The organism is Kitasatospora sp. A2-31 (genome assembly GCF_022288725.1).
Classification (GTDB): Bacteria; Actinomycetota; Actinomycetes; order Streptomycetales; family Streptomycetaceae; genus Kitasatospora.
Genome location: NZ_JAKNTA010000009.1, coordinates 99375 through 123315, shown reverse-complemented (window position 1 = coordinate 123315; position 23941 = coordinate 99375). Strand labels below are relative to the sequence as shown.

Below are 23941 nucleotides of genomic sequence, written 5' to 3'. Positions count from 1 at the left end.
CCTGAGGGAACGGCCGTATGGCTGTTGTCTCGGTGCCGGTCCTACTTGAGGTGGTCCGTTGGGGCTGCTGAGGGTGGGTGACTGGTCGTTGTTTGAGAACTGCACAGTGGACGCGAGCATCTGTGGCCAAGTTTTTAAGGGCGCACGGTGGATGCCTTGGCACCAGGAACCGATGAAGGACGTGGGAGGCCGCGATAGGCCCCGGGGAGCTGTCAACCGAGCTTTGATCCGGGGGTGTCCGAATGGGGAAACCCGGCAGTCGTCATGGGCTGTCACCCGCTGCTGAACACATAGAAACAGCCCAGAACACCGACTAAGGTCCCTAAGCGTGTGCTAAGTGGGAAAGGATGTGGAGTCGCAGAGACAACCAGGAGGTTGGCTTAGAAGCAGCCACCCTTGAAAGAGTGCGTAATAGCTCACTGGTCAAGTGATTCCGCGCCGACAATGTAGCGGGGCTCAAGCACACCACCGAAGTCGTGTCATTGCAGCATGAAGGGCTAACGCCTGCTGTGATGGGTAGGGGAGCGTCGTGTGCCGGGTGAAGCGGCGGTGGAAACCAGTCGTGGACGGTATACGAGTGAGAATGCAGGCATGAGTAGCGATACAAGAGTGGGAAACTCTTGCGCCGATTGACCAAGGGTTCCTGGGTCAAGCTGATCTGCCCAGGGTAAGTCGGGACCTAAGGCGAGGCCGACAGGCGTAGTCGATGGACAACGGGTTGATATTCCCGTACCCGCTTTGAAGCGCCAACGCTGAACCTCTTGATGCTAAGCCCGTGAAGCCGGCCCGGAGTCTTCGGACGATGGGACGTGGTGGAGCCGGTGACCCAACGGGGTAGTAGGTGAGCGATGGGGTGACGCAGGAAGGTAGTCCAGCCCGGGCGGTGGTTGTCCCGGGGTAAGGGTGTAGGCCGTGAGGTAGGCAAATCCGCCTCACATTAAGGCTGAGACCTGATGCCGAGCCGATTGTGGTGAAGTGGATGATCCTATGCTGTCGAGAAAAGCCTCTAGCGAGTTTCATGGCGGCCCGTACCCCAAACCGACTCAGGTGGTCAGGTAGAGAATACCGAGGCGTTCGGGTGAACTATGGTTAAGGAACTCGGCAAAATGCCCCCGTAACTTCGGGAGAAGGGGGGCCATTCCTGGTGACGAGTCTTGCACTCTGAGCTGGGGGTGGCCGCAGAGACCAGCGAGAAGCGACTGTTTACTAAAAACACAGGTCCGTGCGAAGCCGTAAGGCGATGTATACGGACTGACGCCTGCCCGGTGCTGGAACGTTAAGGGGACCGGTTAGCTAGAGTTCGCTCTGGCGAAGCTGAGAACTTAAGCGCCAGTAAACGGCGGTGGTAACTATAACCATCCTAAGGTAGCGAAATTCCTTGTCGGGTAAGTTCCGACCTGCACGAATGGCGTAACGACTTCTCGACTGTCTCAACCATAGGCCCGGTGAAATTGCATTACGAGTAAAGATGCTCGTTTCGCGCAGCAGGACGGAAAGACCCCGGGACCTTTACTATAGCTTGATATTGGTGTTCGGTTCGGCTTGTGTAGGATAGGTGGGAGACTGTGAAGCAGCAACGCCAGTTGTTGTGGAGTCGTCGTTGAAATACCACTCTGGTCGTGCTGGATGTCTAACCTGGGTCCGTGATCCGGATCAGGGACAGTGTCTGGTGGGTAGTTTAACTGGGGCGGTTGCCTCCTAAAGGGTAACGGAGGGCCCAAAGGTTCCCTCAGCCTGGTTGGCAATCAGGTGTTGAGTGTAAGTGCACAAGGGAGCTTGACTGTGAGACTGACGGGTCGAGCAGGTACGAAAGTAGGGACTAGTGATCCGGCGGTGGCTTGTGGAAGCGCCGTCGCTCAACGGATAAAAGGTACCCCGGGGATAACAGGCTGATCTTCCCCAAGAGTCCATATCGACGGGATGGTTTGGCACCTCGATGTCGGCTCGTCGCATCCTGGGGCTGGAGTAGGTCCCAAGGGTTGGGCTGTTCGCCCATTAAAGCGGTACGCGAGCTGGGTTTAGAACGTCGTGAGACAGTTCGGTCCCTATCCGCTGTGCGCGTAGGAGTGTTGAGAAGGGCTGTCCCTAGTACGAGAGGACCGGGACGGACGAACCTCTGGTGTGCCAGTTGTTCTGCCAAGGGCATGGCTGGTTGGCTACGTTCGGGAGGGATAACCGCTGAAAGCATCTAAGCGGGAAGCCTGCTTCGAGATGAGCACTCCCACCTCCTTGAGAGGGTAAGGCTCCCAGTAGACGACTGGGTTGATAGGCCGGATATGGAAGCCCTGTGAGGGGTGGAGTTGACCGGTACTAATAGGCCGAGGGCTTGTCCTCAGTTGCTCGCGTCCACTGTGTTGTTCTGAAACAACGACCCCCTACCGCTCTGCGGGTGGGTGGCGGATAGTTTCATAGTGTTTCGGTGGTCATAGCGTGAGGGAAACGCCCGGTTACATTCCGAACCCGGAAGCTAAGCCTCACAGCGCCGATGGTACTGCAGGGGGGACCCTGTGGGAGAGTAGGACGCCGCCGAACAATTCTTCTGAAGAACCCCCATCCGGATTCCCGGATGGGGGTTCTTCGCATTTCTGGACGATCGGGGCTCCGGGTCAGAGCTTGAGTTTGAATCCGAGGTGCGAGGCGACGAATCCGAGGCGCTCGTAGAAGCGGTGGGCGTCGGTGCGGGTCGCGTCGGAGGTGAGCTGGACGAGATCGGCGTCGAGCTCGCGGGAGCGGTCGATCGCCCAGCGGATCAGCTCGGTCCCGAGCCCGCTTCCGCGTTCGTCTGCGTGGATCCGGACCGCCTCGATGATCGTGCGGGTCGAGCCCTTGCGGGAGAGGCCGGGGACGACGGTGAGCTGGAGGGTGCCCACGGCCCGGCCGGCGCGCTCGGCGACGACGAGGTGCTGGTGCGGGTCGGCTTCGATCCGGGCGAAGGCCGTCCGATAGGGGGTCAGGTCGTCGGGGCTCTCGCGGGTGGCGCCCAGGGGGTCGTCGGCGAGCATGGCCACTATCGCCGGCAGGTCGTCGGCGCTGGCCCGGCGGATCGTCAGGTCGGTCATGATCACAGCCTAGGCGGAACCGCGGGCGCCGCTGCAGCCCGCTACCGGCACCCGCACGGCCCGCTCGGACCCTCCCTGCCCGCCCCGAGGGCCCCGCCGGCGCCTGGGTGCCCCTGACGGCCCTCCAGGCCCCGCGAGCCGGGCTGGACGAGGGGCCGAGCGGGTGACCTCCTGTCATCCGCTCGGCGGCGCACTGGTGATGACGGCGAACACGGCACCGTACGGGTCGGCGAGCTGGGCGAGCCGGCCCACGCCGTGCACGTCCGTCGGCGCCGTCCGGACGGTCGCGCGGAGCCGCTCCGCGAGGGCGACGGCCGCGTCCACGTTGGGGACTTCGAAGTAGGGGAGCCAGTGCGAGCCGGTGCCCGCGGCGGTGCGCTCGGGGCTGAGCTGCAGCAGGCCGCCATGGGCGTCGTCGGTGCCGCCGCCGGCCGGGGTCAGGACCGTGTACACCCCCTCGCCGAACGGGACGTCCTGCTCCTGCCAGGCGAAGACGGCGCGGTAGAAGGCCTTGGCCGCCTCGGCGTCGACGCTGTAGCACTCGGCCCAGCAGAACGTGCCGGGCTCGGTGACGGCCTCCAGGCCGGGGGTCCGGCCGGGCTGCCGGACGGCGAACCGGGCCCCGGTGGGGTCGGTGCAGTGGATCGTCCGGGCCTCGGCCAGCGTGGCGAGCGGGACGGCGGCCGCGGCGGCGGTCGCCGCGGCGTCCGACGCGGTGGTGTGGACGAGACCGCCGGCGGCCTCGACCAACTCGGCGGTCCGGTCGACGTCGAGGCTGCAGAAGGAGATCGTCCATGCCGGGTCGCCGTCGTCGGAGCCGACCGGGCCGACGGCGGCGACGGTGCGGCCCTGCTGCCGGAAGAGTCCGTGGCTGCCGTCCTCGAGGTCGGTGGCGACGAAGGTCCAGCCGAGCACGGTGGCATAGAAGGTGGCGGAGTCGGCGGTGTCCGGGCTGGTGAGGTCGAGCCAGTTGGGCGACCCGGGGGTGACGGCGGTGGTGAGCATGGCGGCACGGCTCCTTGGGCGGGCCCGTCGCCGCGGGGGTCGCGGGCCGGGGCGGAGAGATCCCCCTCTACCGGTACCAGCCTGGCATCCGGTCACCGGCTGTCGCACCCGGGCGGTACGGTGCGTAGCGGAAGTGCACCCGTACTGGTAAAGGGGGCCGGGTGGCCGGGCAGTCGCAGCAGCAGTCGCCGGCGGGCCGGGCGGATCAGCCGCGTCAGCTCGCGCAGGTCGAGGGGGTGCTGGAGCGCATCACCTACGCGAACGAGGAGACGGGCTACACGGTGGCCCGGGTGGACACGGGGCGCGGGGGCAACGACCTGCTCACGGTGGTCGGCGCGCTGCTGGGTGCGCAGCCGGGCGAGTCGCTGAGGCTGCACGGGCGCTGGGGGTCGCACCCGCAGTACGGGCGCCAGTTCGTGGTGGAGAACTACACGACGGTGCTGCCGGCCACCGTCCAGGGGATCCGGCGCTACCTCGGCTCGGGCCTGATCAAGGGCATCGGGCCGCGGTTCGCCGAGCGGATCGTGGAGCGGTTCGGGGTGGACACCCTGGAGGTGATCGAGAACGAGCCGGGGCGGCTGATCGAGGTGCCGGGGCTCGGGCCGAAGCGGACGAAGAAGATCGCGGCGGCCTGGGAGGAGCAGAAGTCCATCAAGGAGGTGATGGTCTTCCTCCAGGGCGTCGGTGTGTCGACGTCGCTCGCGGTGCGGATCTACAAGCAGTACGGGGACGGCTCGATCGGGGTGGTGAAGCAGGAGCCGTACCGGCTGGCGTCGGACGTGTGGGGCATCGGTTTCCTGACGGCGGACCGGATCGCGCAGGCGGTCGGCATCCCGCACGACAGTCCGGAGCGGGTGAAGGCGGGGCTGCAGTACGCGCTGTCGCAGAGCAGCGACCAGGGGCACTGCTACCTGCCGGAGGAACGGCTGATCGCGGACGGGGTGAAGCTGCTCCAGGTGGACGTGGGGCTGGTGATCGACTGCCTGGCCGAGCTGGTGGCGGCGGAGGGGGTGGTGCGGGAGACGGTCCCGGCGGACGACGGCGAGCCGATCACGGCGGTGTACCTGGTTCCGTTCCACCGGGCGGAGATCTCGCTGTCCAACCAGCTGCTGCGGCTGCTGCGGGCGGACGCGGACCGGATGCCGTGGTTCGCGGACGTGGACTGGCCGGTGGCGCTCGGCTGGTTGGCGAAGCAGACCGGGGCGGAGCTGGCGCCCGAGCAGGAGCAGTCGGTGCGGCTGGCGCTGACCGAGAAGGTCGCGGTGCTGACGGGGGGCCCGGGCTGCGGGAAGTCGTTCACGGTGAAGTCGATCGTGACGCTGGCGCTGGCGAAGCGGGCGAAGGTGGTGCTGGCGGCGCCGACCGGCCGGGCGGCGAAGCGGCTGTCGGAGCTGACGGGGGTGGAGGCGTCCACGGTGCACCGGCTGCTGGAGCTGAAGCCGGGCGGGGACGCTGCGTACGACCGGGACCGGCCGCTGGATGCGGACCTGGTGGTGGTGGACGAGGCCTCGATGCTGGACCTGATCCTGGCGAACAAGCTGGTCAAGGCGGTGGCGCCGGGGGCGCACCTGCTGTTCGTGGGGGACGTGGACCAGCTGCCCTCGGTCGGTGCCGGCGAGGTGCTGCGGGACCTGCTGGCGGAAGGGAGCCCGATCCCGTCGGTGCGGCTGACCAGGATCTTCCGGCAGGCGCAGCAGTCCGGCGTGGTGACCAACGCGCACCGGATCAACGAGGGGCTGCCGCCGCTGACGGAGGGGATGGCGGACTTCTTCCTGTTCGTGGAGGACGACGCCGAGCGGGCGGCGGGGCTGACGGTGGACGTGGTGGCGCGGCGGATCCCGCAGCGGTTCGGCTACGACGCCCGGCGGGACGTGCAGGTGCTGGCGCCGATGCACCGGGGGCCGGCGGGGGCGGGGAACCTGAACACGCTGCTGCAGGCGGCGGTGACGCCGGCCCGGGAGGGGCTGGCCGAGCGGCGGTTCGGCGGGCGCACGTTCCGGGTGGGGGACAAGGTCACCCAGATCCGCAACAACTACGACAAGGGGCGGAACGGGGTCTTCAACGGCACAGTGGGAGTGGTGACGGCGCTCAGCGTGGACGACCAGCGGTTGACCGTGCTGACCGACGAGGACGAGGAGGTGCCGTACGACTTCGACGAGTTGGACGAGCTGGCGCACGCGTACGCGGTGACGATCCACCGGTCGCAGGGGAGCGAGTATCCGGTGGTGGTGATTCCGGTCACCACGTCCGCGTGGACGATGCTCCAGCGGAACCTGCTCTACACGGCTGTGACCAGGGCGAGGAAACTGGTGGTGCTGGTGGGGTCACGCAAGGCGATCGGGCAGGCCGTTCGGGCCGTCAGCGCAGGTCGGAGGCATGCCGCGCTGGATCATCGGCTGGCCACTGGGTGATTCTCCAACGGATGGTTGCCTCTATTGTTCTCTTGACGTGAAGAGATTTACGGCAGAGCCTGGGGTGGTGCCGATCTTGTCCGGTTCGTACCGGCTGGGGCGGCAGGTTTTGTAGGGGTGGTCCCTTTCGGGCCACCCCGGGTGCGCGGCTGTCCTCCAGATGGGGGATGGTAGAGACAGTCAGGGCACCTTGGAAGAGGATTCATTTCGTCGGTGAGGAAGACGTGAGCGACAACTCGGTAGTACTGCGGTACCAGGACGGCGAGTACGAGTACCCCGTCGTCGAGAGCACTGCGGGCAACGCCGGCTTCGACATCTCGAAGCTGCTCCCGCAGACCGGCCTGGTCACCCTGGACAACGGCTTCGGTAACACCGCCGCGTACAAGTCCGCGATCACCTTCGTGGACGGTGACAACGGCATCCTGCGGTACCGCGGCTACCCGATCGAGCAGCTCGCCGAGCGGGGCAGCTTCATCGAGACCGCGTACCTCCTGATCAACGGCGAGCTCCCGAGGGCCGACCAGCTGTCGGAGTTCAGCCGCGAGATCACCCAGCACACCCTGCTGCACGAGGACGTCAAGCGCTTCTTCCAGGGCTTCCCGCGGGACGCCCACCCGATGGCGATGCTGTCCTCGGTGGTCGGCGCGCTGTCCACCTTCTACCCGGAGAGCCACAACCCGTTCGACGCCGCCCAGCGGCACCTGTCGACGGTCCGCCTGCTGGCGAAGCTCCCCACCATCGCGGCCTACGCGTACAAGAAGGCGATGGGCCAGCCCTTCGTCTACCCGCGCAACGACCTGAGCTACGTCGAGAACCTGCTGCGGATGACGTTCGCCGTCCCCGCGGAGGACTACGAGCTCAACCCGGTCGTGGTCAACGCCCTCGACAAGCTGCTGATCCTGCACGCGGACCACGAGCAGAACTGCTCGACGTCCACCGTGCGCCTGGTCGGCTCCAGCCACGCCAACCTGTTCGCCTCGATCTCGGCCGGTATCTCGGCGCTCTGGGGCCCGCTGCACGGCGGCGCCAACCAGGCGGTGCTGGAGATGCTGGAGAGCATCCAGAAGGACGGCGGCGACGTCGACGCGTTCATCCGCAAGGTGAAGAACCGCGAGGACGGCGTCAAGCTGATGGGCTTCGGCCACCGCGTGTACAAGGCGTTCGACCCGCGCGCCGCGCAGGTCAAGCAGCTGGCGCACGAGGTCCTGAGCCAGCTCGGCAAGTCCGACGAACTGCTGGAGATCGCGCTCAAGCTGGAGGAGCACGCGCTCAAGGACGACTTCTTCGTCTCGCGCAAGCTCTACCCGAACGTGGACTTCTACACCGGCCTGATCTACCGCGCCATGGGCTTCCCGACCAGCATGTTCACGGTGCTGTTCGCCCTCGGCCGGCTGCCGGGCTGGATCGCCCACTGGCACGAGATGATCAACGACCCGACCAGCCGGATCGGCCGTCCGCGCCAGATCTACACGGGCACCGCGATCCGCGACTACGTCGAGCTCGGCGACCGCTGATCCGCGACCGGTCACTGGCGCCTGACCGGTCGCTGACCAGACCCCGCTGAGCGGGGACCGCCGACGTGGGACCACGAAGGGCCCGGCCGCACTGCGCGGCCGGGCCCTTCGCCGTCCCGTCGCGAGGACGGGAGACAGACGGCGCACGACTCCGGGGCGGCCGCAGCCCGGGACGGCCGCTCAAAGCGTCCCAGACCCGCCACACCCCGGCGCCGTGCGCGAAGGCCGCCGAGAGTCGGCGACCGTCCCGGGGCCCGCCGGAGCCCCGTCGGCGGCAGCGGTGGCCGTGCGGTGACGTGAAGCCGTTCACCACGCCGCCGCCCACCGAAAACTGCCGCACTACCAACCTAAGACGTATCAGGGTGCGAGAAGTTACGCCCGGGGGGTGTGAGCTGCCTCTCGCCACGCTCCGTGTGCGCGTGGTGTCCCGCCCATACCACACCTTCCGGCGGCGGCGACGTCACCCTCCCCGCAGTCACGGCAACCGAGCGTGATAGGAATCGTGGCATTCCGGTACGGACCGCCCCGCACCCTCGCAGCGTGGCGGCGGAACTGGGGAGGGAGTGCGCAGATGGCCAGGAACGTGGTTGTCACCGGCGGTGGCACGGGGATCGGGTACGAGGTGGCGCGCCGCTTCGCCGACGCGGGCGAACGGGTCGTGATCGTGGGCCGCCGGCGAGCGGTGCTCGAACAGGCCGCGGCCGACCTGGGGCCCCACGTCACCCCGCTGGTCTGTGACCTCGCGGATCCGGACGCCGTCGAGGCGGCACTCGGCGAACTGCCCGAGCAGATCGACGTCCTGGTCAACAACGCCGGCAGCCGGGAGACCGTGATCGGCGGCGGCCCGCACGCCCTGCTGGCCCGCTGGCGCGGCGACTTCGAGCGCAACGTGCTGACCGTGGTACTGCTCACCGAGTCCATCCGCGACCGGCTCACCCCGGGCTCCGGCCGGGTGGTCACCATCAGTTCGATCGCGGCCCTGCGCGGGGCCGGCTCGTTCGGGGCCGCCAAGGCCTCGCTGCACGCCTGGAACCACTTCCTCGCCGCCCAGCTCGGCACCTCCGGCATCACGGCGAACATCGTCGCCCCGGGCACGGTGGCCGGCACCGAGTTCTTCGGCCCGCGGCTGGACGAGGCGGAGGTCTCCCGCCGGGCGGCCCGGACGCTGCTCGGCCGGATAGGGGAGACCGGCGAGGTCGCGGCGGCGGTCCACTTCCTGGCCTCGCCGGAGGCCGGGTTCATCACCGGCGAGATCCTGCACTGCAACGGCGGTGAGCTGCTCGGCCGCTGAGCCCCGAGCCCCGGACGCGCGGGCCCTGAGACGGGGGCCCTGAGAAGCGGGCCCCGAGGCGTGGGCCCCGAGGCGTGGCCCGACCTCCGAAACCTGGACCCCGAGCCCTGAGCCCGTCATGGCGAAGGCCCGCACCGCGCGGTACGGGCCCTCGCCATGACGGGCTCACGACGGCTGGAAGCGGCGCAGCCGGAGGCTGTTGGTGACCACGAAGACCGAGGAGAAGGCCATCGCCGCGCCGGCGATCATCGGGTTGAGCAGGCCCGCGGCGGCGAGCGGGATCGCTGCGACGTTGTAGCCGAAGGCCCAGAAGAGGTTGCCCTTGATGGTGGCGAGGGTGCGGCGGGAGAGCCGGATGGCGTCGGCGGCGGCGCGCAGGTCGCCGCGGACGAGGGTGAGGTCGCCGGCCTCGATGGCGGCGTCGGTGCCGGTGCCCATGGCCAGGCCGAGGTCGGCCTGGGCGAGTGCGGCCGCGTCGTTGACGCCGTCGCCGACCATCGCGACGACCCGGCCCTGGGCCTGCAGCCGCCGGACGGCGTCGACCTTCTGCTCGGGCAGCACCTCGGCGATCACGTCCTCCGGGGCGATGCCGACCTCGGCGGCGACCGCCTCGGCCACGACGGTGTTGTCGCCGGTGAGCAGCACCGGCCGCAGACCGAGCTTTCGCAGTTGGGCGATGGCCTCGGCGCTGGTCTCCTTGACGGCGTCGGCGACCTCCAGGACAGCACGCGCTACGCCGTCCCAGCCGACCGCGACGGCGGTCCGGCCGGCGGCCTCCGCGGCCCGCTTGGCCTCGGCGAGCGACTCGGGCAGGTACTGCGCCCAGTCGGCGAGCAGTGCCTCGCGGCCGGCGACCACCGCGTGGCCGTCCACCACGCCTTGGACGCCGAGGCCGGGCACGTTCTCGAAGTCCTCGACGGCGGGCAGGGTGCCGGTGCGCTCGGCGGCGGCAGCGGAGATCGCGGCGGCGATGGGGTGTTCGGAGGCGTGCTCCAGCGCGCCGGCCAGCCGCAGCGCCTCGTGCTCGGTGACGCCCTCGGCGGTGCGGACGGCGAGCAGGGTCATCCGGCCGGTGGTGACGGTGCCGGTCTTGTCGAGGACGACGGTGTCGACGCGGCGGGTGTGCTCGAGGACTTCGGGGCCCTTGATCAGGACGCCGAGCTGGGCGCCGCGCCCGGTGCCGACCATCAGCGCGGTCGGGGTGGCCAGGCCGAGGGCGCACGGGCAGGCGATGATCAGCACGGCCACGGCCGCGGTGAACGCCTCGGTGGGGCTGTCGGTGACCAGCAGCCAGCCGACCAGCGTGCCGAGCGCGATCAGGATCACCACGGGCACGAACACGGCGGAGATGCGGTCGGCGAGGCGCTGGGCGGCGGCCTTGCCGTTCTGGGCGTCCTCCACCAGCTGAGCCATCCGGGCGAGCTGGGTGTCCGCGCCGACCCGGGTGGCGGCGACCACCAGCCGGCCGCCGGCGTTCACGGTGGCACCCGTGACGGCGTCGCCCACCGCGACCTCGACCGGGACGGACTCGCCGGTCAGCATCGAGGCGTCCACGGCCGAGGCGCCCTCGACCACCGTGCCGTCCGTGGCGATCTTCTCGCCGGGACGCACCACGAAGCGCATGCCGACGGTCAACCGGTCGACCGGCAGCCGGACCTCGCGGCCGTTCTCCAGGACCGAGACGTCCTTGGCGCCGAGGTCGAGCAGCGCGTGCAGGGCGGCGCCGGCCCGGCGCTTGGAGCGGGCCTCCAGGTGTCGGCCGAGCAGGATCAGCACGGTGACGGCGGCGGCCGTCTCCAGGTACAGGGCGGACGAGGCGTCGGTGGCGCCGATCGAGAGCGAGAACTCGTGCTGCATCCCCGGCATGCCGGCGTGGCCCCAGAACAGGGCCCAGGAGGACCAGCCGAAGGCCGCCAGGGTGCCGAGCGAGACCAGGGTGTCCATGGTCGCCGCGCCGTGCCGGAGATTGGTCCAGGCGGCGCGGTGGAAGGGCAGCCCGCCGTAGACGACCACCGGACCGGTGAGCGAGAAGGCCAGCCACTGCCAGTTGGTGAACTGCAGGGCGGGGACCATCGAGAGCAGGACCACCGGGATGCTGAGCACCGCGCTGATCAGCAGCCGGTCCAGCAGCGGGTCGGCCGGGCGCTGCTCCGCGGCGGGGTCGGCCGCGGTGGCCGGTGCACTCGGCGCCGTGGCGGGCGGCGGGGGGAGCTCCGCGGTGTAGCCGGCGTTCTCGACGGTGGCGATCAGGTCGGCGATCCCCACCCCGGGCCCGAAGTCGATCCGGGCCTTCTCGGTGGCGAAGTTGACGGTGGCCTCGACGCCGTCCATCCGGTTGAGCTTCTTCTCGATCCGGGCCGCGCAGGAGGCGCAGGTCATACCGCCGATCGAGAGCTCGACGCGGTCCCGGACACCCGACCGGCCGTCGCCGTCGGCCGCGGCGTCGGGGGCGGTGGTGCCCGGAGTGGAGGTGCTCATGGCGGATCAGCTCCTTGGTGAGGGCGAAGGGCGGAGGGCGGGAGCCCGGGGTGCGGACCCCCGCCGCGCGGCGCGACCCGGGCTCAGGCGGCCCGGCCGACGAGCTCGTAGCCGGCCTCGTCGACGGCGGCGCGGACCAGCTCCTCGTCGAGCGGGGCGGCGGAGGAGACCGTCACGGTACCGGCCTTCGCGTCGGCCGCCACCTCGGTGACGCCGGCCAGGGCGGAGAGCTCCTTGGAGACCGAGCTCTCGCAGTGGCCGCAGCTCATGCCGGTCACGGTGTAGGTGATGGTGCTGGACATCGGGGCCTCCGGTCTGTGCCGCCCCGGGCGGACTGCCCGGGCACTTTCTTCCTCTGATAACACCATACCCCTGCGGGGTATCACCACGAGGAGGGGGCCGTGTGTTCCGGATCACCGGGCCTGCCGTGCCGCCGCCTGGGCCCCGAGAGCAGAGCGTATGCGGCTGAACACGCGGCGCTCGAATCCGCCGCCGGGTGGCGGGCGGATTCCCTCCTCGCGCAGCCGCTCGGGTCGCGCTGTACGGCCGGGCGGGCGTTCCGGTGCGGGTCGCAGCGGTGGGGAGGCGGCGGACCGGCGCCCGGGGTCGGCGCCTGGTCGGGCGGACGTGCGCGGTCGGGCGGACGTGCGCGGGTGGGCGGACGTGCGCGGGTGGGCGCGCTGAATGTCCGTTATGTTCGATATGTGTTCTCGATCCGCCGGCTCCGGTCGCCCGCGCTCCCCACGGTCGCGGGGCTGTCGCCGGAGCGGCGCCGCGGCGCGCTGCTGGCCACCGACCTCCAGGACGTCCCGTTCTGGCGCCGGGCCACCCCCGCGCTGCTCGCGATCGCCCTGGTCGGCACGGCCGACCTGCTCTCGGGCAAGGACCGCTACCTCGCGCCGCTGATGACTGTGGTGCCCGCCATCGCCGCACTCACCCTGCGGCCGGTCGAGCTGCTGCTCGTCTGCTCGCTCGGCTTCCTCGCGGTCTTCGGCCTCAGCCACTACGACGAGGTCGACAACGTCAACGACGAGCGCTTCCTCTACGGCGCCCTGGTCAGCTACGTGCTGCTGACCCTCTTCTCCGCCTGGGTCGCCAAGATCAGAATGCGCCGCGCGGCGGCCTTCGCGGCCGTCAGCTCGGTCGCCGAGGCCGCCCAGCGGGCGCTGCTCCGGCTCCCCGGCCCGGAGGTCGGACCGCTGCGCCTCGCCGTCCGGTACGTCTCCGCGGCCGACGCCTCGCGGATCGGAGGGGACCTCTACTCCGTGCTGGAGACCCCGCACGGCACCCGGGTGGCGGTCGGGGACGTGCGCGGCAAGGGGCTCGGCGCGGTGCAGACCGCCGCCGTGGTGCTCGGCGCGTTTCGCGAGGCGGCCTACGACGAGGCCGGGCTGCGCGGGGTGGCCGCCCGGATCGAGGCCAGCGTCGAGCGGCACGCCCCCGACGGCGAGTTCACCACCGCGCTGTTCGCCGAGTTCCGCACGCCCGGGGTGATGGAGCTGCTCCAGTACGGACACGTCGCGCCGATCCGGGTGGGCCCGGACGGCGGCGTGCACGTCCTGGACGCGCCCGACCCCTGGGTGCCGCTCGGACTCGGGCGGCTGGCCACGGGCGAGCCGACCGCCTGGGACCAGCCGTTCGGGCACGAGGACGTGCTGGTGCTCTGCACCGACGGCGTGATCGAGGCCCGGCACCGGAAGAACGGGGAGTTCTACCCGCTGGCGGAGCGGGTCGGCCCGCTGGTCCGGGACGCGGCCCGCTCCTCGGCGGAGCTGGAGGCGGCGGTCGGCCGGATCTACGCCGATCTGCTGGAGCACACCGGCGGGGAGCTGCGGGACGACGCCCTGCTGCTCCTGATCACCCGGACCGATCGGGCCTGACGCCGGCCGGGGCTCGACGCGCGCCGGCAGCATGCGGTCGTGCCCCCGGGTCAGGACGCGGTGACGTCGGCGAGAGCCCGGAAGAGCAGGGCGGTGGAGGTCGCGCCCGGATCCTGGTGGCCCACGCTGCGCGGGCCGAGGTAGGAGGCGCGGCCCTTGCGGGCCTGGAGCGGCACGGTGTCCCTGGCACCCTGCTCGGCCGCGTCCGCCGCTGCGGCGGCGGCCCGGGGCAGGTCGGCGCCGGCCGCCACCGCCGCGCGGAAGGCGGCGAGGGCCGGGGTGTAGGCGTCCACGATGGTCTTGTCCCCGGGCTCGGCCTTGCCGAGATCCCGGACCGCCTGCAGGCCGGCCGCCAGTGCGTCGCCGACCCCGGCCGGGTCGGCGGGCCCGGGCAGGGCCGCGCCCAGGGCGCGGAAGGCCTTCCCGTACAGCGGGCCGGCGGCGCCGCCGACCTTGGAGATCAGCGTGGTGCCGGTCCTGGTCAGCACCGCGCCGGGACCGGCCGGGTCGAGCCCGTCCAGCGCCGCCAGCACGGCCGTGAACCCGCGCTGCATGTTGCTGCCGTGGTCGCCGTCGCCGATCGCCGAGTCCAGCTCGGTGAGCCGTTCCTGTTCCTCGCCGACGGCGGCCGCCGCCGCACGGACCCACGCCTCCGCGAGGCGGGTGTCGAAGTCCATGCCCTCTCCTTCCTGCGTTCCTGCGTTCCCGCGTTCCCGCGATCGGCCCCGGCGGCTCGACCGCGGTCAGGCCCGCTTGAGCGCGGGGGTGTCCGCCGGGGCGTCCCAGAGCTCCAGCAGCCGGCTGTCGGCCTTGGCCAGGGTGAGTGAGAAGCCCGCCATGTCCAGGCTGGTCACGTAGTTGCCGACCAGGTTCCTGGCCACCCTGATGCCGCGCTCGGCCAGCCGCGCCGCCACCTCGCCGAAGACGATGTACAGCTCCAGCAGCGGGGTGCCGCCGAGGCCGTTGACCAGGGCGATCACCTCGTCGCCTCGGGTCAGGTGGTGGTCGGCAAGGACGGTCTCCACCACCTCCGCGGCCAGGTCGCAGGCGGGGCGGAGCTTCTCGCGGCGGCGGCCGGGTTCCCCGTGGATGCCGACGCCGACCTCGATCTCGTCCTCCGGCAGGTCGAAGCCGGGCTTGCCGGCGGCCGGGACGGTCGCGGCGGTCAGCGCGATCGCGAAGGACCGGGAGGCGGCGTTCACCTCCTCGCCCAGGGCGACGACCTCGTCCAGCGTGGCGCCGCGCTCGGCCAGGGCGCCGGCGATCTTCTCCACCAGCACGGTCGCGCCGGTGCCGCGGCGCCCGGCCGTCCAGGTCGAGTCCTCGACGGCGACGTCGTCGTCGACCAGCACCGTGCGGACCTCGATGCCCTCCTCGGCGGCCAGCTCGGCGGCCAGTTCGAAGTTCATCACGTCGCCGGTGTAGTTCTTGACCACGAAGACCACGCCGGCACCGGAGTCCACGGCCTTGGCGGCGGCCAGCATCTGGTCCGGCACCGGGGAGGTGAACACCTCGCCCGGACAGGCGGCGTCCAGCATGCCCCGGCCGACGAAGCCGCCGTGCAGTGGCTCGTGGCCCGAACCGCCGCCGGAGACGAGGGCGACCTTCGGCGTGCTCGGGCGGACCGCGCGGGTGATCACCCGGTTGGCGAGGTCCACCGTCAACTCGGGGTGTGCGGCGGCGACTCCGGCCAGCGCGTCCTCCAGGACGCTCTCCGGGGTGTTGATCAGCTTCTTCAAAGCGCTTCGCTCCCTCGGCAGACGCTGCTGACCCGACGCTACGCCAGACGGGGGGCGGAGGGAGGTGCTGCGACACGCGGGCGGGCCGGACGTGGCGGAGGTGGCGGACGTGGCGGGTGCCGGGCCGCGCCGGGAGGCCCGGGCGGCGGGGACACGCCGTCGGGTCACCCTTGCGGAGCAGCCGGTGGGCCGTAGGGTCGGCGGTATGAGCGACTACGTGGGCATCGTCCTGGTCTCGCACAGCCCGCAGTTGGCCGCCGGCCTGCGCCAGCTGCTGGGGCAGCTCGCCTCCGACACGGTGCGGGTGGTGGTGGCGGCGGGGACCGAGGACGGCGGGCTCGGCACGAGCTACGACCTGATCGCCGGAGCGGTCGCGGAGGCGGACGGCGGGGCGGGCGTCGTGGTCGTCCCCGACCTCGGCAGCTCGGTGCTGACCGCCGTCACGGTGCTGGAGGACGAGCCCCGGCCCGGGGTGGTGCTGGTGGACGCGCCGTTCGTGGAGGGCGCGGTCTCGGCCGCGGTCACCGCCGCGACCGGGGCGGGGCTGGCGGAGGTGGTGGCGGCCGCCGAGGAGGCCCGCGGCTTCCGCAAGCTGTAGCGCCTGCGCCGCCGGTGCGCCTGCGCCACCGGTGCGCCTGCCCGCCGGTGCGCCTGGCCGCCCGCCGGCCGGCTGCCCCGCCGCGCCTACTTGGCGTCTGCGTAGCAGTCCACCACCGCGGTGGTCAGCGGGAAGCGGACCGGGGTGTCCCCGAAGACCAGCAGCCGGGCCTCGTCGGCCGCGGCGGCGACGGCGGCGGCCACCTCGTCCGCGAGGTTGGCCGGAGTGTGCACCATCACCTCGTCGTGCTGGAAGAAGACCAGGTGCGGGCGGTCGGCGGGGCCCGCCACCGGCAGGGTGTTCAGCCGGCGGCGCAGCGCGGCGAGCAGGGCGAGGGCCCAGTCGGCGGCACTGGCCTGGATCACGAAGTTGCGGGTGAAGCGCCCCCGGGCGCGGGCCGATCGCCCGCCGGCGTCGCCGGCCGTCTCCGGTGCCTCGGTGAGGTCGAGCCAGTCGGCGGAGGGCGGCGGGCAGACCCGGCCCAGTCGGGAGGCGACCACGCCGCCGTCCTCGCCGGTGCGGGCGGCCGCCTCGACGTAGCCCATGGCGGCCGGATAGCGGTGGCGCAGGGTGTTCAGCAGCGGGCCGATGTCGCCGCTGGTCTGGCCGTACATGGCGCCGAGCAGGCCGAGCTTGGCCTTGTCGCGGTCGCCGTGGAATGCGGTGGCGGCCAGCGCCTCGTACAGGTCGCCGCCGGCGGCGGTGCGGGCCAGGCCGGCGTCCTGGGACAGGGCGGCGAGGACGCGCGGCTCCAGCTGGGCGGCGTCGGCGACGACCAGCAGCCAGCCCGGGTCGGCGACCACGGCGCGGCGCAGGATGCGCGGGATCTGCAGGGCGCCGCCGCCGCGGCTGGCCCAGCGTCCGGACACGACGCCGCCGACCACGTACTCGGGGCGGAAGCGCCCGCCGCGCGCCCAGGCGTCCTGCCAGGCCCAGCCGTGTGCGGCGTGGATCCGGGAGAGCTCCTTGTAGCGGACCAGCAGCCGGGCGGCCGTGTGGTCCACCCCCTTCAGCTCCCAGGAGCGGGTGGAGCCGAGCTGGATGCCGCGATCGGCGAAGGCGCGCAGCACCTGGGTGTGCGAGTCGGGGTTGAACGGGCGCCCGCCGAGGGCCTGCTGGAGTTCGGCGGCGAGGTCGGCGAGGAGCTTGGGCCGGGCGCCGGGGACACTCGGGCGCGGGCCGAGCAGCTCGGTGAGCAGCCGGTCGTGGACGTCGGCGCGCCACGGCAGGCCGTCGTACGCCATCTCGGCGGCCACCAGGGCGCCGGCGGACTCGGCGGCGACCAGCAGCCGGAACCGGGCGCGGGCGCCGTCGTCCCGGATCGCGGCGAGCCGGCGCTGCTGTTCGGCGTGGACGGCGACCACCGCGGCCAGCGGGTCGGCCCCGGGCGGCAGCTGGAGCCGGTCGGGGGCGAAGAGGGTGTCCTGGCCGTCGTCGGACTCGGTGGAGCCGGGTTCGGGCAGGTCCGGCGGGACGGGCAGGCCGCGGAGCCGGGCCCAGGCGGCGCCGAGCGAGCGCGGCGCGCCGAACCGGCCCTCCTGGGCCAGCAGCAGCGCCTCGACCAGCCGCAGGTCGTGGCAGCGGGCGAGCCGGTCGGGCAGCCGGGGGAGCAGGGGTGCGTAGGCGCTGTCGGCGGCGGCCCAGACCCAGCGGACGGTGCCGTCGCGCTCGGCGGCGGCGACGGCGGCCGCGAGGTCGGGGGCGGTGGCCGGCGGGCCGAGCGGGGTGCCGGCGTCGTCGAGGGGCTGCAGCCGGCCGCCCGGGCCGTGCGGGTCGGGGACGAGGGCGATCCGGGGCGCCACGCGGGCTTCTCCTCTCGGGCGGACGGACGGGGACCTCGACGGTAACCGGTCGGTACGACAGCCGGTCGGCGGCGGGGCGCCGCACGTCGGCCGGGGTCGACGGGGCCGGGCACCGGGCGGGGGCGCGTGAGAGAGGTGTGGCCCGGGCGCGTGGCCCGGGCGCGTGGTCCTGGCGGTGCGCCGGGACCGGCCCGTTGCGCCGTCGAGCCGGCCGGGTGGCGTAGGCAGGGCCGGTGCCAACGCGTAGGGTCGGCCGAATGACGGAGAACCCCTTCTTCAAGCCCAGCACCCTGGTCTACGAACTGCCGCCCTTCGCCGAGATCCGGGAAGAGCACTACCTGCCCGCCTTCGAGCGGGGAATGGCCGAGCAGCTCGCGGAGATCGGTGAGATCACGGCCAACCCGGAGCCGCCGACCTTCGAGAACACGCTGGTCGCGCTGGAACGCTCCGGGGCGCTGCTGCGCCGGGTCCGGGTGGTCTTCGAGAACCAGAGCTCCGCGGACACCACGCCCGGGGTGGACCGGGTGGACGCCGAGATCAGCCCGCTGCTGGCGGCGCACCGGGACGCGATCCATCTGGACGCGGCCCTGTTCGCCCGGGTCGACGAGCTGTACGCGCGCCGTGCCGAGCTGGGGCTGGATCCGGAGTCGCTGCGGCTGCTGGAGCGGCGGCACACGGCTTTCGTCCGGGCCGGCGCCCGGCTGGACGCCGACCGGCAGCAGCGGCTGCGCGAGCTGAACGCCGGACTGGCCACGGCCTCCGCGGTGTTCCGGCAGAACGTGGCGGCCGACTCGAAGGCCCGGGCGCTGGTGGTGGACTCCGCCGAGGAGCTGGCCGGCCTCTCGCCGGACGAGATCGCCGCCGCGGCCGAGAACGGCCGGGCGCTCGGGCACGACGGCAAGTACGTGCTCAGCCTGAAGAACTTCTCCAACCAGAGCGAGCTGGCCTCCCTCACGGACCGGTCGGTGCGCGAGCGCCTGCTGGCGGCCTCGCTGGGCCGCGCCGTCGCGACCAACGGGCCGCTGGCGATCCGGATGTCGGCGCTGCGCGCCGAGCGGGCCCGGCTGCTCGGGTACGACACGCACGCCGCCTACGTGGTGGCGGACGAGACCGCGGGCAGTGTGGACGCGGTGGACGCCCTGCTGGCCAGGCTGGTGCCGCCGGCGGTGGCCAACGCTCGCCGGGAGGCCGCCGAGCTGGCCAGGCTGGCCGCGGCCGACGGGATCGAGGAGATCGCCGCGCACGACTGGGCGTACTACTCGGAGCAGGTCCGCCAGTCCTCGTACCAGGTGGACGCGGGGGCGCTGCGCCCGTACTTCGAGCTGGAGCGGGTGCTGCGGGACGGTGTCTTCTTCGCCGCCAACCTGGCCTACGGGGTGACCTTCACCGAGCGCACCGACCTCGTCGCCTACCACCCCGACGTGCGGGTCTTCGAGGTGTTCGAGGAGGACGGCCGCCCGCTGGGGCTCTTCCTCGGGGACTTCCACGCCCGGGCGTCCAAGCGCGGCGGGGCCTGGATGGACGAACTGGTCACCCAGTCGGGGCTGCTGGGGCAGCGGCCGGTGGTGTACAACAACCTGAACGTCGCCCGCCCCGCGCCCGGTGAGCCGGTGCTGCTCTCCTGGGACGAGGTGCGCACGCTGTTCCACGAGTTCGGGCACGCGCTGCACGGGCTCTTCTCGGACGTGCGCTACCCGTACTTCGCGGGCACCGGCGTGCCGCGGGACTTCGTCGAGTTCCCCTCGCAGGTGAACGAGATGTGGATGGTCCGGCCGGAGGTGCTGGCCAACTACGCCCGGCACCACGTGACGGGCGAGCCGCTGCCGGCCGAGCTGGTCGAGCGGATGGCGGCGGCCGAGGGCTTCGGGCAGGGCTTCCGGACCGTCGAGTACCTGGCGGCCGCGCTGCTGGACTGGGCCTGGCACAGTGTGCCGGAGGGCCAGGAGGTCACGGACGCCGAGGAGTTCGAGGCGGCGGCGCTGGCGAAGGCGGGGCTGGCGGTGGCGGCGATCCCGCCGCGCTACCGGACGGCGTACTTCTCGCACATCTTCTCGGGCGGGTACAGCGCGGGCTACTACGCGTACATCTGGTCCGAGGTGCTGGACGCCGAGACGGTGGACTGGTTCGAGCGGAACGGCCGTAGCGTGCGGGAGAGCGGCGAGGTGTTCCGCCGCGAACTGCTCTCGCGCGGGGACAGCCGGGACGCGCTGGACTCCTTCCGCGCGGTGGTCGGCCGCGACCCGCAGCCCGGCCCGCTGCTGGCCCGCCGCGGCCTGGCGTAGGCCCGCTCCCTCGGATCCCTCCGGGCCTGCGACGCTCGGATCCTTCCGGGCCTGCGAAGCCGGCGGCATCCCGGAGCGCGGACCCGGGTGCTCCGGGGCGGCCCGTCCGCGTGCGGCGGGCGGGCCGCTTCCGGGGGCTCAGCGGGGTGTCAGGGTGACCGTGACCGGGGTGCCCGGGCGGGCGTGCGGGAGGCGGATCCGGGCGGTTCCGGCGCGGTCGCCGGCCGGCTGGTCGATCTCGACCCGGGCTCCGGCCGGCACCACGGTGACCCGCACGCCGGTGGGGAACGCCGAGGCGGGCAGGGTGAGTTCGGTGCTGTGGCCGGTGCCGTCGGCGTGGTAGCGCACGGTGTGGCCGGCCGTGGTGGCCGTGGTGGCCGGGTCCGAGCCGGCGACCGCCACCGGGTAGGGGCCGAAGGCGGGCTCGTTCCCGGGGGCGGGCCGCCCGGCCGGGTCGAGCGCGCAGTACCCGCCGTTGCCGCGGCACCAGTACCACATGGCCCAGCCGGCGGCGAAGCCGTCCATGGCCGCGACCTGGCGGCGGACCAGCTGCGTGTTGCCGGGCCTGCGGGAGTCGGGCGGGCCCCATTCGCCCACCAGCACCGGCAGCCGGTGTTCGGCCGGGTACGCGGTGATCGCGGCGGTGTAGTTCTCGACGAAGCCACCGGCCGGGTCCCAGTCGGCGCCGGATTCGACGGCGGTGTCGTAGAAGTGCGGCGCGTAGCCGATCCGGGCCGCACCGGGGCGCGGGTCGGTGAAGCCGGGCAGCCGGGTGGGCACGCCCTGGCCGACCAGGACGGTGGGCTCGACGAACAGCCAGGCGCGGCTGTCGACCCGGCGCACGGCCCGGATCAGCCGGCGGTACATGTCGGCGAGCCGGCCCTGTTCGAGGGCGGCCGCGGAGGCGGCGAGGACGGCCGGGTCGGTCGGGTCGCCGTCCACCGGGCCGAACGGCTCGTTGAACAGGTCGTAGCCCAACAGCGAACGGTGGTCGCGCAGTTCGCGGGCGAGCCGGGTGTAGAAGTCGGCCTGCCAGGTGCGCAGGTCGCAGTCGTCGTAGAGGTGGCGGAAGGCGGCCTGGACGGCGGGCTGGAAGTACCCGGCGAACCAGTCGTCCGGGTCCGGGGTGAACGGCAGGTCGTCGTCGCGGGTGGCCCAGACCGGGATGCCGCGGTCGCCGCCGCCGAACTTCGGCCCGTAGACGTCCTGGTGGAAGTCGACCAGGGCCAGCACGCCGTACCGGTCGGCCCAGCCGAGGACGCGGTGCAGGCGGCGCAGCTCGGCCTCGTCGAGGTGGCCGCGCTGCGGCTCCAGCCTGGTCCAGGAGACGGCGACCCGGATCAGGGTGAAGCCCCGGTCGGCGAGGGCCTTGACGTCCTGCTCGGTGGCCTCGGCGTACTTGTCGAGGTTGAAGCCGCGTAGTCCGAGGCGGCGGCCGGCGGAGTCGGTGAGGCTGGTGCGGCCGTCGGCGGCGGTGGCCGTGCCGGTCGGGAAGGCGGCTTCACGGGGTGCCGACCGGGCCTCGGCCGGGCCGGCGGTGAGCGGGGTCACGGCGGCGGTGGCGGCGAGCAGGAGGGCAACGGCGGTGCGGCGTAAGCGCATCGGGACCTCGGGGGGATCGCTCGGGCTGGGGGTGGGGCCCGATGATGCCCGGATCGCCGTGTACCGCACAAGAGTGCTGCACCGCAGGGGAGTCCTACCGCAGGGGAGTTGCGGCTTCGGCCGGGGCCCGGCCGCCGGTGCGGCCGCAGGGGCGGTCCGCGCCGGGACGGCTCAGGCCGGCGGGGCCTCCGCGGCCGGGGCCGGCAGGACGGCGGTGGGCAGGTCGGCGGCGGCCGCGAGCCGGCCCCAGAGCAGGTCGGCGAGGGCCTGCACCATCCGGGTCCGCGAGCAGGGCTTGGTCTCCAGCCACCAGTCCCCGGCCGCCAGGACCATGCCGGTGATGCCCCGCCCCCAGGCCTCGGCGAGGAGTTCGCGGTCGGCGCCGAGGTCGACCTGGCTGTCCACGGCCCGGGTGATCTCCTCGGCGATCTGCCGCAACGCCGGGGCGAGCGCGTGCCCGGCCCCGCTCGGGTCGCCCGGCTCGGGGTGGGTGAGCAGCCGGTAGACCTGCGGGCGGGCCTCGATGCCGGACAGGTAGGTGTCCAGCACGTGCTCGACCCGGTCGCGCCGCTCCAGCGGCTCGTTGAGCGCGGCCCGGACGGCGGCCAGCAGGCCGCCGGTGTGGCGCTCGGTCAGGGCCCGGATGAGCCCGTTCCGGTCGCCGAAGTGGCGGTACAGGATCGGCTTGGTGATGCCGGCCTCGGCGGCGATGGCGTTCATGCTGGCGCCCGGGCCGTCCCGCTGGATCACCCGGTCGGCGGCGTTGAGCAGCTGCTCCCGGCGTGGTTCGTCGGCGGGCGGCATGGGGGCTCCTGACGGGTCTGGCCGGCGGTGTCGCGGCTGGGGGGCGCGGTCCGGCGCGGTCCGGGCGGCGTTGCGCGGGGCGTTGCCGGGGCTTTGCCGGGGGCGTTGACATTCCTACCTATGAGTAGCAGACTCCGGCGATGTTACCGCCGGTAACACCTGACCGACACCGTTTCAGCGCCCCTGCCGGACTCCGCGGCGGGGGCCGCCGCTCCCACCGGAGGCATCATGAGCACGTTCTCGCTGGACCCGGGCGCGGACCAGCTCGCCGTACGCGACTGGCTGCACGGCTTCGCCGCCGACGTGATGCGCCCGGCCGCCGCCGAGTGGGACGAGCGGGAGGAGACCCCGTGGCCGGTCATCCAGGAGGCGGCCAAGCTCGGCATCTACTCCCTGGACTTCTACGCCCAGCAGTACTTCGACCCCTCCGGCGTCGGCATCCCGATCGCCATGGAGGAGCTGTTCTGGGGGGACGCCGGCATCGGCCTGTCCATCGTCGGCACCACGCTCGCGGCGGTCGCCGTCCTCGCCAACGGCACCGAGGAGCAGATCGGCACCTGGGCCCCGCAGATGTTCGGCACGCCGGAGGACGTCAAGGTGGCCGCGTTCTGCTCCTCCGAGCCCGACGCCGGCTCGGACGTCTCGGCGCTTCGCACCCGGGCCGTCTACGACGAGGCCAAGGACGAGTGGGTGCTCAACGGCACCAAGACCTGGGCCACCAACGGCGGGATCGCCGCCGTCCACGTGGTGGTGGCCACCGTCGACCCGGCGCTCGGGGCGCGCGGCCAGGCCTCCTTCGTGGTGCCGCCGGGCACGCCCGGGCTGAGCCAGGGCCAGAAGTTCAAGAAGCACGGCATCCGCGCCTCGCACACCGCCGAGGTCGTCCTGGACGGCGTCCGGGTGCCCGGCCACTGCCTGCTCGGCGGCAAGGAGAAGCTGGACGAGCGGCTGGCCCGGGCCCGCGAGGGCGCGAAGCGGACGGCCGGCAAGGGCAACGCCGCGATGGCCACCTTCGAGGCCTCCCGGCCGGCGGTCGGGGCCCAGGCGATCGGCATCGCCCGCGCCGCGTACGAGGTGGCGCTGGACTACGCCAGGACCCGGGTGCAGTTCGGCCGCCCGATCATCGACAACCAGGGCGTGGCCTTCCAGTTGGCCGACATGAAGACCCGGATCGACGCCGCCCGGCTGCTGGTCTGGCGCGCGTCCTGGATGGCGGCCAACAACCAGCCGTTCACCGCGGCCGAGGGCTCGATGTCCAAGCTGTACGCAGGCGAGACGGCCAAGTGGGTCACCGCGCAGGCGATGCAGATCCTCGGCGGCAACGGCTTCACCCGCGAGTACCCGGTGGAGCGGATGCACCGGGACAGCGCGATCTACTCGATCTTCGAGGGCACCAGCGAGATCCAGCGCCTGGTGATCGCCCGCGCCATCTCCGGCATGCCGATCCGCTGACCACCCGGCCGGGCCTGCGACGGC

Annotated in this window: 16 protein-coding genes and 2 rRNA genes; 9 read left to right on the top strand and 9 right to left on the bottom strand. The window is 72.3% G+C overall.

Annotated features, from left to right (window positions below):
* The first annotated feature begins 124 nt into the window (after window positions 1-124).
* Together MCM47_RS42650 and rrf are read left to right on the top strand one after the other, a co-directional pair.
* Window positions 125-2334 (top strand): 23S ribosomal RNA (locus tag MCM47_RS42650).
* A gap of 81 nt (window positions 2335-2415) precedes the next feature.
* Window positions 2416-2532 (top strand): 5S ribosomal RNA (rrf, locus tag MCM47_RS24795).
* Window positions 2533-2606: 74 nt separating this feature from the next.
* Here rrf and MCM47_RS24790 read toward each other — a convergent pair.
* Window positions 2607-3059, bottom strand: a complete 453-nt coding sequence (locus MCM47_RS24790) for a GNAT family N-acetyltransferase (protein ID WP_238863904.1) — start codon at window positions 3057-3059, stop codon at window positions 2607-2609.
* A gap of 174 nt (window positions 3060-3233) precedes the next feature.
* Window positions 3234-4064: a VOC family protein gene (locus MCM47_RS24785; protein ID WP_238863903.1), complete on the bottom strand. Its 831-nt coding sequence runs from the start codon at window positions 4062-4064 to the stop codon at window positions 3234-3236.
* A gap of 161 nt (window positions 4065-4225) precedes the next feature.
* Between MCM47_RS24785 and MCM47_RS24780 the strand changes: the two genes are divergently transcribed.
* The 3 genes from MCM47_RS24780 to MCM47_RS24770 all read left to right on the top strand — a co-directional run bounded on the left by MCM47_RS24780 (window position 4226) and on the right by MCM47_RS24770 (window position 9280).
* Entirely contained in the window at window positions 4226-6475 is a 2250-nt protein-coding gene (locus MCM47_RS24780) for an ATP-dependent RecD-like DNA helicase (protein ID WP_238863902.1), read from the top strand.
* Window positions 6476-6699: 224 nt separating this feature from the next.
* Window positions 6700-7989, top strand: a complete 1290-nt coding sequence (locus MCM47_RS24775; protein ID WP_238863901.1) for a citrate synthase — start codon at window positions 6700-6702, stop codon at window positions 7987-7989.
* A gap of 571 nt (window positions 7990-8560) precedes the next feature.
* Window positions 8561-9280, top strand: coding sequence for an SDR family NAD(P)-dependent oxidoreductase (locus tag MCM47_RS24770; RefSeq protein WP_238863900.1), 720 nt, complete (start codon window positions 8561-8563; stop codon window positions 9278-9280).
* 165 nt (window positions 9281-9445) lie between these two features.
* Here MCM47_RS24770 and MCM47_RS24765 read toward each other — a convergent pair whose 3' ends face one another.
* Complete coding sequence (locus MCM47_RS24765) at window positions 9446-11758, bottom strand: cation-translocating P-type ATPase (RefSeq protein WP_255752759.1); 2313 nt, start codon at window positions 11756-11758, stop codon at window positions 9446-9448.
* Window positions 11759-11841: 83 nt separating this feature from the next.
* Window positions 11842-12060: a heavy-metal-associated domain-containing protein gene (locus MCM47_RS24760; RefSeq protein WP_238863899.1), complete on the bottom strand. Its 219-nt coding sequence runs from the start codon at window positions 12058-12060 to the stop codon at window positions 11842-11844.
* Between the two features lie 402 nt (window positions 12061-12462).
* Between MCM47_RS24760 and MCM47_RS24755 the strand changes: the two genes are divergently transcribed.
* Entirely contained in the window at window positions 12463-13638 is a 1176-nt protein-coding gene (locus MCM47_RS24755; RefSeq protein WP_238863898.1) for a PP2C family protein-serine/threonine phosphatase, read from the top strand.
* 50 nt (window positions 13639-13688) lie between these two features.
* Here MCM47_RS24755 and dhaL read toward each other — a convergent pair whose 3' ends face one another.
* Together dhaL and dhaK are read right to left on the bottom strand one after the other, a co-directional pair.
* Window positions 13689-14315, bottom strand: coding sequence for a dihydroxyacetone kinase subunit DhaL (dhaL, locus tag MCM47_RS24750; protein WP_238863897.1), 627 nt, complete (start codon window positions 14313-14315; stop codon window positions 13689-13691).
* Between the two features lie 66 nt (window positions 14316-14381).
* Window positions 14382-15377 (bottom strand): dihydroxyacetone kinase subunit DhaK, encoded by a 996-nt coding sequence (gene dhaK, locus MCM47_RS24745; RefSeq protein ID WP_238863896.1) that lies wholly within the window; start codon window positions 15375-15377, stop codon window positions 14382-14384.
* Between the two features lie 205 nt (window positions 15378-15582).
* On the opposite strand from dhaK, the gene dhaM reads away from it, so the two are divergent.
* Window positions 15583-15975, top strand: coding sequence for a dihydroxyacetone kinase phosphoryl donor subunit DhaM (dhaM, locus tag MCM47_RS24740; protein ID WP_238863895.1), 393 nt, complete (start codon window positions 15583-15585; stop codon window positions 15973-15975).
* An 86-nt stretch (window positions 15976-16061) separates the two neighbouring features.
* Here the strand turns inward: dhaM and MCM47_RS24735 are convergent, their stop codons facing one another.
* Window positions 16062-17777 (bottom strand): bifunctional 3'-5' exonuclease/DNA polymerase, encoded by a 1716-nt coding sequence (locus tag MCM47_RS24735; RefSeq protein WP_238863894.1) that lies wholly within the window; start codon window positions 17775-17777, stop codon window positions 16062-16064.
* A 257-nt stretch (window positions 17778-18034) separates the two neighbouring features.
* Between MCM47_RS24735 and MCM47_RS24730 the strand changes: the two genes are divergently transcribed.
* Window positions 18035-20059, top strand: a complete 2025-nt coding sequence (locus tag MCM47_RS24730; RefSeq protein WP_238863893.1) for a M3 family metallopeptidase — start codon at window positions 18035-18037, stop codon at window positions 20057-20059.
* 138 nt (window positions 20060-20197) lie between these two features.
* Here the strand turns inward: MCM47_RS24730 and MCM47_RS24725 are convergent, their stop codons facing one another.
* Window positions 20198-21661, bottom strand: a complete 1464-nt coding sequence (locus MCM47_RS24725; RefSeq protein ID WP_305068017.1) for a cellulase family glycosylhydrolase — start codon at window positions 21659-21661, stop codon at window positions 20198-20200.
* A 171-nt stretch (window positions 21662-21832) separates the two neighbouring features.
* Complete coding sequence (locus tag MCM47_RS24715; protein WP_238863892.1) at window positions 21833-22465, bottom strand: TetR family transcriptional regulator; 633 nt, start codon at window positions 22463-22465, stop codon at window positions 21833-21835.
* 228 nt (window positions 22466-22693) lie between these two features.
* Here MCM47_RS24715 and MCM47_RS24710 point away from each other — a divergent pair, with 228 nt between their 5' ends.
* Window positions 22694-23917 (top strand): acyl-CoA dehydrogenase family protein, encoded by a 1224-nt coding sequence (locus tag MCM47_RS24710; protein ID WP_238863891.1) that lies wholly within the window; start codon window positions 22694-22696, stop codon window positions 23915-23917.
* The last annotated feature ends 24 nt before the right edge of the window (window positions 23918-23941 follow it).